We start from the raw sequence: 16,168 nt of genomic DNA, 5'->3' as shown, positions 1-16,168 counted from the left end.
AGGACTAGATTAAAGTGGATAATGTGGCGAAAAATAGCAATACAATGTTGTGGGCTAAGTACTGCTATGATCAAGATGTTGGCGTTATAACAATAAATGATAGAGGACTCGGTTATTTACGAGTCTTTTTTTATTTTGTAAGAGAATTTATAATACAAGGCAATGAAATTGGAACACTAATAGAAAAAAGATAAAGTGAGGATTTATATGCGAAAAATAACTTTATTTTTTCTATGTTTATTTTTGTGGATACAGTTGCCAGAAAAAACACATGCTGCAGACAAAATTCCAATTTTAATTTATCATTCCATTGATGAGTTTACTGGTCACGGAGTAAGAGACTTGTTTGTCTCACCAGAGAATTTTGAAAAGCAAATGATCTATTTACGTGATCATGGATTTACGCTTTTAACTTTTGAACAATGGGGAGACCGTAATAACGTAAAGAAACCTGTATTTATTACAATTGATGACGGTTATAAAAATAACTTAAATGTGTTAAAAATCTTTCAAAAATTGAAATCGGATACGTTTACACCAAGAGCAACTATATTTGCGATATCCGACTATATTGGATGGCCGGATCGTCTTTCTAGCACGGATTTAAAAAAGATGTCTGATTCAGGGATGTTTTCAATCCAATCGCACACTGCAACCCATCCAGATTTAAGGAAGATAGATGATTATAATCATGAGTTGAAAGATTCCAAAGATAAGATCCAATCAATCACTGGAAATGCTGTGATAGCCCTCTCTTATCCTTATGGTTATCATAATGATAAAGTAATTGAGGAAACAAAAAAATACTATAAATTTGCAGTAGCGACAGATCCGAAATATTATCTAGAAAAAGGTACAAAGAATGAAGAATATCTTTTACCTAGAATCTATATTAAGTATGACACTACGATGGCTGAATTTGCTAAGATTGTAGAAGGACAGGCAAAGGTAATTGTAAATTTTAGAGAATCTGAGACTATTTATTACGATTGAAATAGGGTTACTCATAAGTCTTTGTACGTTAGACTCTATGAGTTAACCTTTTTTATGATTAATCAGCTTAAAGATATTTGCTTAGTTAAATGATTATTTTTTCATCAATCATGGGGAAAATTACCTTTTTTTAACTTTGTCGATAAATAGGAGGTTTGTGAATAGTTTGTCTCATGGTATGATATAGTAAGTGATAGATTAATGAGATAGAAAAGGTGATTAAATGAGAGCAAATCCATCACAAAGACCATCACCTAAAATGAGGTCAGTATGGAGAATTACATCACTACTTAGCAGTATCTCTTTAGTTGCTTTACCAATTATCTATTATTTTCTTATGAGATATTTTTCACTTCCCTTCTTTATTTTAATGATTATTATAGGTGTCGTTATAGCGTTAATTATTTTTTTAACTTTATTTTTACCTACACTTAAATTGAAATATACCGCATATGAGATTTATGAAAATGAGTTAGAAATTCAAAAAGGAATATTTGTTATTAAACGAATTGTCATTCCTATGGTCAGAGTTCAACACGTTACGACAGAAGTAGGACCAATACTTCGTCGATACGGTTTATCTACAGTGAATATTTCCACGGCTGCCACCACACATGAAATTGAAGGCTTAGAACACCATGTCGCTGAAAGGCTTAGAGATAAAATTATCTACTTAGCAAGGATAAGTGATGACGATGTATGAGCCAAAAAGACAACATCCAGCTTATATACTTACCGTATTTTTAGAGCAAATTAAAAACGTACTAATTCCACTTATTATACTTTTAGTTTCAGGTGGTAAAGGGTCAATGTTTCAATATTTGTTTGCTGCTGTTCTGATTGTTTTTCCAGTTGCTTCAGCAATCATAAAATGGTATCGATTTACCTACTATATAACTGAAGATGAATTTAGAATTCGTTCGGGATTATTTGTAATCGAAAATACATTTATTCAAAAAGAACGTATTCAGTCTTTTTCAATTAATGCTGGATTTATTCAACAGCTTTTTAAAGTGGTAAGCGTACGAATTGAAACAGCTGGTGGAAAAAAAGCTGAAGGCATATTAAATGCAATTCCTAAGGAAGTGGCACTTTCATTAAAAAATGAAGTATTAAAGTCTAAAAAGAAAAAAGTAGGTTTGGTTGTAGCTGAGGAAAATAGTGTACAAGCAGTGCCATTAGTAGATATAAGTTTAACAATTGAAACGAGAAAACTTTTTTTAGCTGGAATCACTTCCTTTGAAGTTGGACTAGCTTTTGCTGTTTTAGCATCATTATTTTCACAAATCGAGGATTTACTTCCACATAGTATTTATGTGGCAATATATAATCAAATACAAACATTCACTTACATGATGTTTTTTATTGTATTTTTAGGTAGTTTATTACTTTCCCTAATTTTTTCAACCATTCGATACATATTGAAATTTGCTAACTTTACTGTCCAAAGAATAGATGATCGAATTATTATTACAAGAGGGTTATTCGAAAAAAATGAATTTACGGTTTCATTAAAACGAATTCAAGGAGTCGTTATAAAAGAAGGGATCATTCGTCAATTATTTGGCTATTCTACAGTTTACGTCGAAGCTGTTGGAATGGGGGATAAGCAGGAACAAGGTAGACATGTTCTACATCCATTTATTAAAACGAAGGATGTCCACTTATTCCTAAAAAATTTTATCCCTTCTATTAACTATGATGAAATATCAAACCGAGCACCAAAAAGAGCTCGAAAAACGTATTATTCAAGAATGATTATTACTTTTCTTCTAATAGCAAGTGGAATTGTATTACTTCCATTTGTTCATTTCTGGGCTTATGGCATCGTTTTAATCGGTATATTTATTGGGGAATTAGGATTTAGAAATGCAGGCTATACATTATTAGATCGAACTGTGATTATTCAGTCTGGTTATCTCTCAAGAACAACTGCGATTTTACCAAAAGAGCGAATACAAGTATTGATCGGTGAACAAAGTTTCCTTCAAAAAAGAGTAAAATTAAAATCAATCTACATTACGATTCTTTCAAGCCAATTTGGTCGTACTTATCAGGTAAGGCATTTAGATGAAAAAGACGTAAATCGAATGATTGGTTGGTTTAGTTAAAACCATATTGAACAATCACAGATCGTAAAGAGAAGACGTGTATACATTAGTGTAAGCACGTCTTTTTTTAACGTTTAAATTTATTTTTTCTATTAGGAGGAAAAGAACTTGGGGAAAAGAATATTTGTAGGAATACTCCTCATAACCGTGTTTGTGACAGTTTTACATACGCTGTGGACTAAACCTGCACCATTAAAACATGGAGTGATTGATGATGTTGGCCATCTTCTTCCTACTAAAATTGATCGTATTGTCAAAGGGAAGGAAGTAGATCAATTAAAGAAAATTGTAATTGAAGCAAAAAAACAAGGTAAGACAGTTTCGATTGCAGGTGAGCGACATAGTCAAGGTGGTCATACATATTATAAAGATGGTGTGGTCATTGATTTAAAAACATTTAATAAGGTTGAAAAAGTGGACCCTATTCAAAAGACAGTTATTGTTCAAAGTGGTGCAACATGGGGAGATATACAAAATGCGATTAATCCTTATCATCTGGCCTTAAAGGTTACTCAGTCACAAGAGATATTCTCAGTAGGTGGTTCATTAAGTGTGAACGCACATGGCCGTGATATTCGGAATCACTCATTAGCTAGTACTGTTAATTGGTTTACATTATTAACACCAGAAGGGAAAGTAATTAAAGTAAGCCGCACTGAGAATAAAGATTTATTCCCATATGTATTAGGTGGATATGGATTATTTGGAATTATTTTAGAAGTAGAGTTTCAACTAACAAATAATGAATTATATAGAGTAGAAACAAAAACGATGGACTACAAGAAGTATCCAAATTATTTTAACAAGAACGTATTAGAAAACCAAAATGCAAGAATGCATATTGCTAGGATTTCTGTAGCACCAGATAGCTTTTTAGATAAGGTCTATGCAATTAATTATATGGCAACATCTCGTAAAATGACCGATTCAGATCAAGAGCTGAAGGAAGATCATTCCGCTTTTTTACCGAAGTTTGCACTAGGTATGTCCAGAACTTCGGACATTGGTAAAAATCTATTTTGGGACTTTCAATATCGCTTTATTCACTCCCTAAACGGGAACTATGAAACTCGTAATAATGTCATGCGTTCTGAAAGTAAGTTTATGGAATTTGATGACCGCCAAGATACACAAGTTTTACAGGAATTTTTTGTACCTGTAAATGAATTTACTCATTACATTGATGATGTTAGAGAATATTTACAATATGAAAATTTAAATATATTAAATATAACGATTCGATACGTTGAAAAAGATGATGAAACAGTCATGAATTATGCGAAAGATGATATGTTTGCTTTCGTTGTTTTGATTCAACATGGTAAAGATAAAGATTCTGTTCAATATGCAAAAGAGGTAATTCAAAAGTGGACTGATCTAACTCTGGAGCATCGAGGAACCTATTATTTACCTTATTATCCATATCAGTCTAAGCAACAAATGGTTACAGCATATCCAAAAACGCAAGATTTTTTCAATAAGAAAAGAGAGTTTGATCCAAATAGTGTATTTATGAATACTTTTTATGAAAATTATGGGGAGTAATCCTATGAACCGTTTTTTAATCGCCTTACTTAGTATCATTGGTTTTAGTAGCTCTTTAGTATTTCCATATTATGTCCTCTTTTTAAGGAATATAGGAGATGCGTATGACGTATTTAGTTTATTATATGGACTTTTTTCATTAAGTTTAAGTGTGGTTGTATACTTTGGTGGCCGATTCGTTGACCGGGTTTCACCATTTTTATTAATGATATTCCATTCATTATTTTGCTGTTTATTGTTTTTTTCCTTGCCTTTGATCGATAATATAAAGATTGTTTATATTGGGCAAGTTTTATTTGGAGGATTTACTGCTTTATTCAAGATCGCTGAAAAGAAATTATTTATGAATGCTTCATCTGATTTTTATAGGAGTTACTTATTTTGGACTTCTTTTGTAACAGCTATCTGTATTATAGGTGTAGGAACTTTACTTGAATCAATCGACATTCAATTTATGTTTCATTTAGCGGCATGGCTTTTCTTAATAAGTGCACTTGGTCTTTGTTATAAAATGATAATGAGCAAGGGGCAGCCAGGTCCTAAGTAAATGAATTTTATTATTTAAATTCAGAGTAACACAACAATGTTTTGTTTTTGTGGATTGTTTTTGTACGTAACGTTGTTATATTCCTTTTTATACAATAAAGTTAATGAATAAATAGCATGATTTACATATAAAGTACTGTTTTTAATAAAAATAAAACAATAAATTTAAATTTATATATTGTTTAAGTAACGAAACAATGTTATATTAACTTTAAAATAATGAAAGTATTTATGGAGACATTCATTTACTTTATGTGAAATTAAATTGTATGGAAGGAATGATTATATATTATGAGACATGAGGAAGCTGTAGGTATTTTTTATGCTGCTTTTGTAATTTTAGGATTAACGATTGGTTTAGGTGTAGGTTATTTTACATCACATTTAATCGTAGGAGGATTTCTTGGTTTTGGAATTGGAATAGGTTTTGGTCTATTAAGTAATGCTATTTTATACATTAATAGAGACTGATTTTGACTGCTGTGCTAATGTTCGTCAAAGGTTAGCTCTTCATCAGACTAGGCGCCTCGAAAGACAAGCGCTTTTTAATCCAGTCAGATACTTAAGTTAGGCCATGAATACAGTATTGAAATTAAAATTTATGCTTGAAATGTAAAAGGAGAGATGGTCATGCAAAAAAGGGAAACAAAACTGGTTCCTGTTATGATTGCGTTATTGCTTGGGATATTTTTCGCTTCCCTTGATAACACAATCGTTTCTACGGCGATGCCTACAATTTTAAAAGATTTAGGTGGTTATGATAAATTTGTTTGGGTAACATCGGCTTACTTAGTTACAGAAATGGCTGGGATGCCAATTTTCGGTAAACTTTCTGATATGTACGGTAGAAAAAGATTTTTTATGTTAGGAATTATATTATTCATTTTAGGTTCAGTTCTTTGTGGAACAGCGAATTCTATTATTCAGCTTAGTATTTACCGTGCAATTCAAGGTATTGGTGGAAGTGCTTTAATGCCAATTGCTTTTTCAATTATTTGGGATGTGTTTCCTGTTGAAAAGCGTGGTAAAATGAGCGGTATTTTTGGTGCTGTTTTTGGATTATCAAGTGTTCTAGGACCATTAATTGGTGCTTATATTACAGATTATATTAACTGGAGATATATTTTCTATATAAATATTCCTTTTGGACTTTTAACACTTGGACTAATTAGTTATTTTTATGTCGAGTCAAAAAACCACACAAAGCAACAAATCGACTGGTGGGGTGCTACAACATTTGTTATTAGTATCATCTGTTTAATGTTTGCACTTGAGCTAGGTGGAAAAGAATATGCTTGGGATTCAGTTCAAATTTTAGGTTTATTTGCTGGATTTGCTGTTTTCCTTATTGTCTTTTTAATTATTGAACGTAAAGCAGCTGAACCGATTATTTCGTTTAGCATGTTTAAATATCGTCTTTTTGCTGCTAGTAACTTCGTTGGATTATTTTATGGAGCGGCATTCATCGCTGCAACAATTTATATTCCAATCTTTATCCAGTTTGTTCAAGGTGGAACAGCTACGAATTCTGGTTTAGTTTTATTACCAATGATGGTGAGTGTAAGTATTTCTGCCGCATTTGGTGGAGCTTTAGCAAATAAAACTAGTTATCGTAATATCATGGTTGGTTCGGTTGTACTTTTATTAGCAGGTATTATTTGTCTAGGTACTTTAACACCTGATACGACTAAATTCCAAGTGATCGTTTATATGATCATTGTTGGATTTGGTGTAGGGGCATCATTCTCAGTTCTTGGTATGTCTGCGATGCATCATTTTGATAATGAAAACCGTGGTTCAGCAAGTTCAACTAACGCATTCCTTCGTGCTTTAGGCATGACAGTTGGTATTACGGTTTTTGGTGTTATTCAACGAAATGTATTTACAGATGAAATTGCTGATGCATTTGCGAAAAGTGGCGCACCTCAGAATTTTTCGAATATTAATCAAGCCTTTACGCCTGAAGCTGCCAAATTGATTCCTGCACCAATACTGACAAAAATTACTGATGTATTTTCAACATCAATTGCACATACATTCCTTTGGACATTAGTTCCTGTAGGATTAGCATTGATTTCAATTTTCTTAATGGGTAACGAGCGTTTATCAGATAAAGAAATGGCTAAGAGCAATGCGTCATAAATAGAAATAAAAAAGAAAGACCTTGGGTCTTTCTTTTTTTGAAAACAAATAATATCTCAATTGGATAATTAGATTGAATGGTTGTACGGAAAGGGAAAACTGCTAGATAAAGACTACTTCGAGATAATGGAAGGGATAAAAATGTACTTTTATGATTCTGATTCGATCAAACAAGAATTTGGAAAGTATGGATTAATCGAAGTTTCCGAAATTCTTGAACCACATAAGAATATGGAAAGTAAACCTCCGTTTAAATTTACGATGGTGAAATGTCAAAAGAAATGATTATTAGGAATTTAATAGTCACTTAACACTACGAATCATTATTTCGAATTTAGGAAAAGACGTAGGACTTTCTAAATTCACTTAATTTTTTTCATCACTGTATAATATTAATCTTGATAAGGTTGTCTTTTTCAAAAAATAGTTTAGACTAGTAACTGAGGTGAATGATCTTGAAAGATAAGGTTTCTAGTACGAAATGGTTTGGACTAGCATTGCAATCTCTACTAGTTTTAGCGGAGCAAGACGGAATCTGTCCAAGCGCAGTATTAGCTCAAAAACTTGAAGCACAATCTACTTTTTTAAGAAAAATTCTTGCCAATTTAGTTAAGGCAGGCATTATTTCAGCTAAAGAAGGACGAGATGGTGGATATTATTTAGCCAGAGGTGCTAATGAAATTACTTTAAAAGATGTTTATGATGCGATGAGATCAGATCCATATTCAAAAGGCTTCTTAGATGTAAATAGTAAGGAATGTTTTACACCATCTACACGATCTGCTTTATATGATTTAAAAGATGAGATGGAAAGCTGGCTTGTTGAAGGTCTTGCAAAGAAAACAATTTCAGACTTATTACCAAAGGAAAATGGGTAAAATAAAATCGAAACTAGTTTCAGACTGCCCGCCAAACGCTTGCAATCAGTCTGAAAATCAAATTATTAGTATTTTTTCTAATTTAGTCGAAACTAAAATGTTTCGATTTTATTTTTTTGTAAACTGTAGTTGACTTTTATACAGTTAAAGTCATATACTGTATTTGTAAAGAATACAGTTAATTAAGGAGAGATTAAATATGTCTAATGTTAAATCTGAAAAAGAAGAGTATTTAAATAAAGTAAATGAAATTGATTTTGGTAAAGAAGCGCCAAAAGAACTTGATAGTACGGATTTCTTCACTGTAGCAAAGGAAAGAAGATCAGTTCGTCACTACGATCCAAGCTTTCAAATGTCTGATGATGAAATTAAGGAATTACTAGAAATTGCAGTTCTAGCTCCATCTTCTTCAAATTTACAACCATGGAGATTCCTTGTTATTAAGGACCAAGATACTAAACAAAAATTATTACCAATCGCTAATAACCAACAACAAGTTGTGGATGCATCTGCAGTAATCGCTGTTTTAGGTGATACAGAAGCATATAAAAATGCCGATCGCATTTATGATGAATTAGTTGAAAAAGGTATGATGACTCAGGAAGTGAAAGACTTCTACGTAGGATCAATCGTGAAAAACTACGGTGGTTTACCAGAAGAAATTGCAACAAAAATTGCGATGGTTGATGGTGGATTAGTTTCAATGCAATTTATGCTTGCAGCAAAAGCAAAAGGTTTAGATACAGTTCCAATGGGTGGATTTGACCAAACGAAATTTGTAGAAGCTTTCAATGTACCAGCAAACTTCAAACCAGTTATGTTAATTTCAGTTGGTAAAGGAATCAAAGCAGGCTTCGAAAAAGTTCGTTTAACTTTAGATGAAGTTGTTGCTTGGGAACAGTACTAATTACTTAGAAGAGTATGTAGAGCAGGGATAAGGGAAACCTTGGACCTGTTCTTTTTTTGTATGAAGGAAATTTGCATCCGTTTAAAGAATAACGTTTTGGAGGGGACTAAATGTCCATCTAACTAGCTAAGAATAAGTGGATGAGCCAATCCGAGTGGTATTATAAAAACATGTATAGTAAAATTTAAAACGAAGATTTTTGAACTAATTATATTATTGAGATGAAAATTCTGAAGATAATTTATTTTTATTAAGGCTAATAAGGCTAAAAAAGTGGAATTAATAAGAGGTGTTTATCGATGACAAATAATAATATGCATCCTAAAGTTGAAGCATTTTTATTGAGAGCGAAAAAGTGGCAAGAAGAATTTTATAAGTTAAGAGAAATCGTCATTGACTGTGAACTGACTGAAGATTTTAAATGGATGCATCCTTGCTACACACTTGATAATAAAAATATCGTTTTAATTCATGGTTTTAAAGAATATTGTGCACTTCTGTTTCACAAAGGTGCGTTGTTAAAAGATCCCAAAGGCATTCTGATTCAACAAACAGAAAATGTACAATCAGCACGTCAGATACGGTTCACCAATATTCAGGAAATAATTGAAATGGAAAGCGTTTTGAAAGACTATATTAAAGAAGCAATTGAAGTGGAAAAAGCAGGTTTGCAAGTAGAATTAAAAAAGACTTCAGATTATGAAGTTCCTGAAGAATTACAACTTAAATTAGATGAAAACCCGGCCTTAAAAACGGCTTTTGAAGCATTAACGCCAGGGCGTCAAAGAGCTTATATTTATTATTTTTCTCAACCAAAACAATCGAAAACTCGTACATCTAGGGTTGAAAAATATATTGATCAAATTCTCGATGGTAAAGGATTAAATGATTAGTTTTATTAAAACCAATAATAAATTAAAGAGCGATTAATGATTAATATCGCTCTTTAACTTTTGGATTATATTGTTCAAAAAATTAATCCTCACCAATCATTCCGACTTTTTTGTTTGTCTCAGTATCTATATAGATAACAATCTTCCCTTCAGGATTATCTCCATTAAAAGTAACAGAATATAGTTTATCTTTATGATAGTTTTTATTTAGTATAGTCGCATGATTAGGTATGGAATCCACTTTTTTAACGACCCCATGTTTATCACTTAATGCAGCCTGTTCAGTTCTTGTTAAGCTAGCATATGCAATCCCTTGGATATTTTCGTTTTTATTTTTTTCGCAACCAATCACTGAAAGAAGCATAAATGTTATCATTAATATGGAAAAGTTTTTTCGCATAAATTCCACTTCCTTTCTATATATAATAACATGCAATACATAAAAAAATGTTAAATAATGGTAATTTGATGATCAAAATTATTGAAAGTGTAATAGTATTTAGGAAATAAAGTAGAAATTAATCGAAAAATCAATCGTGTATGCTTCAAACTATTTATAAATTATTTAAGATGCTATTAACTAAAGGAGGAGGGTGATCATATGGGACAAAACAAACATGCATTACATCTTCACACGCGCCTAAACACTTTGCATACAAAACATAATGAACGAGTTGCTGATTTTCATAAACAGCATGCGCTTCAGATTGAAAATGGTGAAAATGGAAATGGTTTATTAGCTAAATGGGAAAGATTCATTTATTTCAAAGGAAAAAATGCATTTAAGGCAATTAAGGGAATCGTTAAGTGAAAAGTGGGAACATGGGGGATAGGGAAACCTTTGCCCTTTTTTTATACTCTAAAATAAAAAATATACGTGGACTGCAAATAAAATCTGAAAATCGCAATTTAATTTGGTGAAACTGCAATTAAAATTAGGGAATCGCAAATAAATTTAGCGAAACTGCAATTAAATTCCAAGGAATCGCAAATAAAATTAAAAATTACCTATGCCAGTTAAGGTATTATGACCTCCAAATTAAAAAATAGTAGATACTTTCAAATCAAAAACTAGTAAATCTGTTCCAAATCGAATAAAAACTTGATAAAAATCTGCTAATTATCTGTAAAAAAGATCAATCATATCAGCTTTAAGCTAAAGCATTGTTGAGAAATCCTACCACCATTTTTTACAATTAAAAAAAGGCGCCTCATACGTCAGTTAATCTGACTTATGAGACAGCCCCATTATTTGATATTAGCCTTCTCCATGTAATCGATATGCCATGTGGTTTGTTGGGCCAACGTATTGATTAAGTGGGAATGAGTGACGAATTGCTTCCGTAATGAATTTCTTTGCAGTGTAGATTGCTTCTCTTGGTTCAGCACCTTTAGCAAGCTCTGCACAAATAGCTGCAGAATAAGTACAACCCGCACCGTGAGTATATGTAGTTTCGATTCTGTCAGATTCTAGATGCTCGATTTTTTCACCATCAAATAATACATCTATTGCATTTTCATGCTGAATTTTGCTTCCACCTTTAACTAGAACATATTTAGCCCCTAATTCATGGATTTTACGTGCTGCTTCTTCCATTTGTTCAACAGTGCAGATTGGAGGCATTTTAGCTAATTGAGCTGCCTCAAATAAATTTGGTGTTACAACAGTTGAAAGTGGTACTAAAATTTCTCTTAATGCATCATTTGTTTCTGGGTGAAGAGCCTCGTCATTTCCTTTACAAATCATAACTGGATCGACAACAACTCGATCAATATTATGTTTTTTTATTGTTTTTGCGGCTAACTCAATTATTTCAGTTGAACCAAGCATCCCTGTTTTCATTGCTTGAATTCCAACGCCAACAACGATTGTTTCTAATTGTGCTGCAATTGTATCTATATCAATTGGAAATACTTGATGATGCCAATGATTATGCGGATCCATCGCTACTAAAGTTGTAATTGCACTCATGCCATAAACATTACGTTCCTGAAATGTTTTAATATCAGCTTGTAATCCAGCTCCACCACTACTATCAGATCCCGCAAGTGTCAATGCTTTATAAATTGTCATGTGAAAAATTCCTCCTTTGAAGTACATAGAATTATTATACAAAAACATAAGTGCTAGGTACAAGATATGAGCATCATGAAGCGAAAATCAAGTCATTCATCTATTAGGTTGAGTCTACTTTTGTCGAAAAATTTATTGACAAACTAGATTAATAGATTGTATATTGAGTTTATAAAAATTAATTTAATATAATCTTTATCTCGTATGGATAGAGGCGCAGTTTTGATTAGTCGTTACTTTGAGGTTTATGGTACCTGTGAAAAGTAATAAAAGGTGAAACTGCCGAAGTAATAAATTTACCATTTAAATTTATTACTGGGCCTATTGCTGAATAAGCATAGGACTGTCACAAGATTTCTTGTGGAGGGCTATTGAAGAGATGTTGATGCTGTTTGACACATATAATTGAGTCTTAAACACGTGAACATTGCTTCACGTGTTTTTTTGTATTTTACCAGATTTTCCATTCTTTACATATTGACGAAAATACTGAGTAAAATACACATCATACAACACTTTTATACCGTCCCATATTCTCGCGTAAAGATAAGATTGCAAGAATCAAGAGGAGGCAATAAGATGGGACTAACAAACCCTAAAAATGATACAGTAGGATCGAATACTCACGATGGTTCTTTAAAAAGGGGCCTTAAAGCAAGACATTTAACGATGATTTCAATTGGTGGTTCAATTGGGACAGGTTTGTTTTTAGCTAGTGGAACTTCAATTAGTCAAGCTGGTCCTGGTGGAGCTGTTTTAGCTTACGGACTAATTGGTATTATGGTTTATTTCTTAATGACTAGTTTAGGTGAAATGGCGACTTATTTGCCAGTTTCTGGTTCATTTAGTACTTATGGATCTCGCTACGTTGATCCAGCATTTGGTTTTGCTATGGGTTGGAATTATTGGTATAACTGGGCAATCACTTTAGCTTTTGAATTATTAGCTTCGGCAATGCTGATGAAATATTGGTTCCCTCATTCTCCAGCAGTATTATGGAGCGGAATCTTTTTAGTGATTATATTAGGTTTAAATTTACTCTCAGTTAAAGGCTATGGTGAATCAGAGTTTTGGTTTTCGTTAATTAAAGTTGTAACTGTAGTTGTCTTTTTAGTAGTTGGTATTGCAATGATTTTTGGCATTATCAGTGGACATCATGCAGGTTTCAAAAACTTTACTGTTGGTGATGCTCCGTTTCATAATGGATTTTTAGGTGTTTTATCAATCTTTATTGTTGCAGGTTTCTCATTCCAAGGTACAGAGCTAATCGGTGTTGCAGCAGGGGAGACAGAACATCCAGAAAAAAATGTTCCAAAAGCTATCCGTCAAATTTTCTGGCGTATCCTTTTATTTTATGTTTTAGCTATTATCATAATTGGTCTATTAATTCCATATACAGATCCTGATTTAATGAGAGGCGACGTGGCAGTTAGTCCATTTACTTTAGTGTTTGAAAAATTAGGTGTTGCATTTGCGGCTTCTGTAATGAATGCAGTTATTTTAACATCTGTTTTATCGGCAGGTAATAGTGGAACATACGCATCTACTCGTATGTTATACACTCTAGCAGTCGAAGGAAAAGCTCCTAAATTCTTAACAAAAGTAAATAAAAATGGAGTTCCTACAAATGCTTTATATGTAACACTTGCAGTTGGTTCACTTGCATGTTTATCTTCATTTTTCGGTGAAGGTCAAGTGTATACTTGGTTATTAAATTTATCAGGACTATCAGGTTTCCTTGCTTGGTTAGGTATTGCGATTTCTCATTACCGTTTCCGTAAGGCTTATGTTGCTCAAGGTAAAGATTTGAATGACCTACCTTACCGCGCAAAATGGTTCCCACTTGGACCAATTTTAGCATTCTTAGCTTGTTTATTTATTGTACTAGCTCAAAACTGGCAAGCATTCACTGGTAAGGCAATTGATTGGCAAGGTGTACTTGTTTCATACATTGGAATTCCTGTGTTTTTAATTGTTTGGTTAGGTTATAAATTTAAACATAAAACGAAAGTTGTTTCTTATAAAGAGATGGACTTATCCAGAAAATAATTTCAACGTGTAGAAAAAGTACTAAAAATTTGATTTTCAGACTGATTGCGAGCGCTTGTCTTTCGAGGCGCNNACGGTAATGAGCACCGCAGACAGGCGAAGCAACGAAGAAAGCGAGCGTTTGGCGGGCAGTCTGAAACCCTTTCATCTTGGATGGAAGGGTTTTTTATTTATTTAACCATTTTTATTAAATTTGGAATTTTTGTTCACATAAACTAATACCTTTAGTATTATAAAACTAAAGGTATTAGTTTTTATTATTAGGAGGGTATAAAATGAAGATTACGAAAAATAATTATCTTTATGAGTTGAGCTTTTTACCCAATTTCTTTCCTGTAAATTGTTTTTTAGTTGAAGAAGAAAACGAACTTACGCTAATTGATACAGCGCTTTCCTTTAGTGCGACTAGAATTATTGAAGCAGCTAATCAAATAGGCAAAAAAATTACAAATATCGTTTTAACGCATGCGCATGGCGACCATGTTGGAGCGCTTGATCAATTAAAATCACTACTTCCTGATGCAGTCGTCTCCATTTCAAAAAGGGATGCAAAATTATTAAAAGGAGACACTAGTTTAGAAGCTAGTGAGCCAAATACTCCGATAAAAGGCGGCGTTCCTAAAAATATCCAAACCATACCGGATCGGTTACTACAGGAAGGAGACACTATTGGGTCTTTAATAGCAATTGAGGTTCCCGGTCATACACCAGGTTCAATGGCATTTTTAGATCAACGTACAAATGCCATTATCGCTGGTGATGCTTTTTCATTAAGAGGTGGTTTTGCGATCTCTGGTCAATTAAGAATTTTATTTCCTTTTCCATCAATGGCAACATGGAATAAAGCTGCTGCTTTAAATAGTGCTAAGAAAATTAGTGAATTAAAACCTACATTATTAGCAGTCGGTCATGGTACGATGTTAAGTCATCCACAAGAAGCAATTGACCGTGCTCTTAAAAAGCAGTAAGTGAAGGGGAATTCGTCATGTCACCAAGAATTGGATTGAATTTTAATCAATTACTGAATACTTCAATTAAAATTGTCGATACAGAAGGGTGGGAGGCTTTAACGATTAGTTATCTTGCAAAGAAGCTAACGATTCAACCACCATCGATTTATAACCATATTAAGAATTTGGATGAACTAAAAAATAGTGTTGCATTACATGGAATTACACAACTTTATGAAAAACTTCGTGAATCAGTTGAAGGTAAAAATAATGAGAAAGCAATTTTTGCATTAGCTTTTGCTTATCTTGATTATGCTAGAACCCATCCTGGTTTATATAAAGCTACCTTATCTTTGTCTAAAACGTCAGGTGATGAGTATCGGTTAACTGGGAATAAAATATTGAACTTAATCTATGCATTATTGAAACCGTATAATCTAACGGACATTGAACTTATTCATGCGGTAAGAGGTTTAAGAAGTTTGTTACATGGTTTTGTTTCGCTCGAAAAAAGTGATGGATTTGGTATAAATATTCCAATTGATGAAAGTGTACTTTTTGTATTGAAGCATTATGTAAGAAATTTGGATCGACAACAATAATTAAAAGGATAGGAAGGTTTAAATACCCTCCTATCCTTATTTATAGAGAAAATACGTTCGTTAATATTTAAAATTATGCGTTTACGCCGTCTTTAAAGTTTTTATTCCAGTTTTTATCTCCCATATGTTCAAGATCTTCAGTAGTACGTTCTAATACGTCAATTAGTAACGACTTCATATGGTGAATATTGTTATAAAATAATTTCTCTTCTTCTAAATCTGGTTTTGCATGATGAGCTGCCTTGATTGCTGTTTCTTCACGAAATCTTCTAACTTTTAAGTCTAACTCATCAAAGACGTGTTTTACATACTTTACAATATTTCTATGGTTTAACGTATTTCTCTCATTTAATTCCTCTAATTTGTTTACCATAGTCATTTTCCTCCATGAATTAAGATTAAAAGATTTATATTGATTATACTGAAACAATGTGAAAAAACAATATAAATTATAAATTTTTAACCATTATAATCAAAA

General features: G+C 32.5%; 17 protein-coding genes, 1 pseudogene and 1 riboswitch. Of the genes and pseudogenes, 15 read left to right on the top strand and 3 right to left on the bottom strand.

Features of this window, described 5'->3' with window-relative positions; genetic code table 11:
- The first annotated feature begins 255 nt into the window (after positions 1-255).
- The 11 genes and pseudogenes from COI44_RS19090 to COI44_RS19040 all read left to right on the top strand — a co-directional run bounded on the left by COI44_RS19090 (position 256) and on the right by COI44_RS19040 (position 10,015).
- On the top strand, positions 256-993 hold the full coding sequence (locus COI44_RS19090; protein ID WP_353616023.1) for a polysaccharide deacetylase family protein: 738 nt from the start codon (positions 256-258) through the stop codon (positions 991-993).
- Positions 994-1,216: 223 nt separating this feature from the next.
- Positions 1,217-1,696: a PH domain-containing protein gene (locus tag COI44_RS19085; protein WP_098429345.1), complete on the top strand. Its 480-nt coding sequence runs from the start codon at positions 1,217-1,219 to the stop codon at positions 1,694-1,696.
- Positions 1,689-3,104, top strand: coding sequence for a PH domain-containing protein (locus tag COI44_RS19080; protein ID WP_179887191.1), 1,416 nt, complete (start codon positions 1,689-1,691; stop codon positions 3,102-3,104). Before COI44_RS19085 ends, COI44_RS19080 begins: the two co-directional genes overlap by 8 nt.
- A gap of 108 nt (positions 3,105-3,212) precedes the next feature.
- Positions 3,213-4,649 (top strand): FAD-binding oxidoreductase, encoded by a 1,437-nt coding sequence (locus COI44_RS19075; RefSeq protein ID WP_098429343.1) that lies wholly within the window; start codon positions 3,213-3,215, stop codon positions 4,647-4,649.
- Positions 4,650-4,653: 4 nt separating this feature from the next.
- Positions 4,654-5,196 (top strand): MFS transporter, encoded by a 543-nt coding sequence (locus tag COI44_RS19070; RefSeq protein WP_098429342.1) that lies wholly within the window; start codon positions 4,654-4,656, stop codon positions 5,194-5,196.
- A 290-nt stretch (positions 5,197-5,486) separates the two neighbouring features.
- On the top strand, positions 5,487-5,666 hold the full coding sequence (locus COI44_RS19065; RefSeq protein WP_098429341.1) for a hypothetical protein: 180 nt from the start codon (positions 5,487-5,489) through the stop codon (positions 5,664-5,666).
- Between the two features lie 159 nt (positions 5,667-5,825).
- Positions 5,826-7,337: an MDR family MFS transporter gene (locus COI44_RS19060; protein ID WP_098429340.1), complete on the top strand. Its 1,512-nt coding sequence runs from the start codon at positions 5,826-5,828 to the stop codon at positions 7,335-7,337.
- A gap of 81 nt (positions 7,338-7,418) precedes the next feature.
- A pseudogene (locus tag COI44_RS19055) lies at positions 7,419-7,622 on the top strand (SAM-dependent methyltransferase); the annotation flags it as partial.
- Positions 7,623-7,792: 170 nt separating this feature from the next.
- A complete protein-coding gene (locus COI44_RS19050) occupies positions 7,793-8,215 on the top strand; it encodes an RrF2 family transcriptional regulator (RefSeq protein ID WP_084006839.1) in 423 nt (140 codons plus the stop codon).
- Positions 8,216-8,414: 199 nt separating this feature from the next.
- The gene (locus COI44_RS19045) at positions 8,415-9,122 is read left to right on the top strand and encodes a nitroreductase family protein (protein ID WP_098429338.1); all 708 of its coding nucleotides are present in this window, start codon (positions 8,415-8,417) and stop codon (positions 9,120-9,122) included.
- Between the two features lie 299 nt (positions 9,123-9,421).
- Positions 9,422-10,015 carry a YdeI/OmpD-associated family protein gene (locus COI44_RS19040; RefSeq protein WP_098429337.1) on the top strand — a complete coding sequence of 198 codons (594 nt, stop codon included), beginning with the start codon at positions 9,422-9,424 and terminating at the stop codon, positions 10,013-10,015.
- Positions 10,016-10,097: 82 nt separating this feature from the next.
- Here the strand turns inward: COI44_RS19040 and COI44_RS19035 are convergent, their stop codons facing one another.
- The gene (locus COI44_RS19035; RefSeq protein ID WP_098429336.1) at positions 10,098-10,415 is read right to left on the bottom strand and encodes a hypothetical protein; all 318 of its coding nucleotides are present in this window, start codon (positions 10,413-10,415) and stop codon (positions 10,098-10,100) included.
- A 201-nt stretch (positions 10,416-10,616) separates the two neighbouring features.
- Here COI44_RS19035 and COI44_RS19030 point away from each other — a divergent pair, with 201 nt between their 5' ends.
- Positions 10,617-10,826, top strand: a complete 210-nt coding sequence (locus tag COI44_RS19030; RefSeq protein ID WP_098429335.1) for a hypothetical protein — start codon at positions 10,617-10,619, stop codon at positions 10,824-10,826.
- 447 nt (positions 10,827-11,273) lie between these two features.
- On the opposite strand, the gene pdxK is transcribed toward COI44_RS19030, so the two are convergent.
- Complete coding sequence (gene pdxK, locus COI44_RS19025; protein WP_098429334.1) at positions 11,274-12,089, bottom strand: pyridoxine/pyridoxal/pyridoxamine kinase; 816 nt, start codon at positions 12,087-12,089, stop codon at positions 11,274-11,276.
- 201 nt (positions 12,090-12,290) lie between these two features.
- A riboswitch (Lysine riboswitch) is annotated at positions 12,291-12,468 on the top strand.
- Positions 12,469-12,668: 200 nt separating this feature from the next.
- On the opposite strand from pdxK, the gene COI44_RS19020 reads away from it, so the two are divergent.
- From COI44_RS19020 to COI44_RS19010, 3 genes are all read left to right on the top strand, one after another.
- Positions 12,669-14,138, top strand: coding sequence for an amino acid permease (locus tag COI44_RS19020; protein ID WP_098429333.1), 1,470 nt, complete (start codon positions 12,669-12,671; stop codon positions 14,136-14,138).
- A 275-nt stretch (positions 14,139-14,413) separates the two neighbouring features.
- Positions 14,414-15,106: an MBL fold metallo-hydrolase gene (locus COI44_RS19015; protein WP_098429332.1), complete on the top strand. Its 693-nt coding sequence runs from the start codon at positions 14,414-14,416 to the stop codon at positions 15,104-15,106.
- A gap of 17 nt (positions 15,107-15,123) precedes the next feature.
- Positions 15,124-15,690 carry a TetR/AcrR family transcriptional regulator gene (locus tag COI44_RS19010; RefSeq protein WP_098429331.1) on the top strand — a complete coding sequence of 189 codons (567 nt, stop codon included), beginning with the start codon at positions 15,124-15,126 and terminating at the stop codon, positions 15,688-15,690.
- Positions 15,691-15,763: 73 nt separating this feature from the next.
- Here COI44_RS19010 and COI44_RS19005 read toward each other — a convergent pair whose 3' ends face one another.
- Complete coding sequence (locus COI44_RS19005) at positions 15,764-16,063, bottom strand: hypothetical protein (protein ID WP_098429330.1); 300 nt, start codon at positions 16,061-16,063, stop codon at positions 15,764-15,766.
- Between the last annotated feature and the right edge of the window lie 105 nt (positions 16,064-16,168).

The organism is Bacillus sp. AFS088145 (genome assembly GCF_002564465.1).
Classification (GTDB): domain Bacteria; phylum Bacillota; class Bacilli; order Bacillales; family Bacillaceae_G; genus Gottfriedia.
This window is presented reverse-complemented; position numbering and strand designations above follow the sequence as displayed.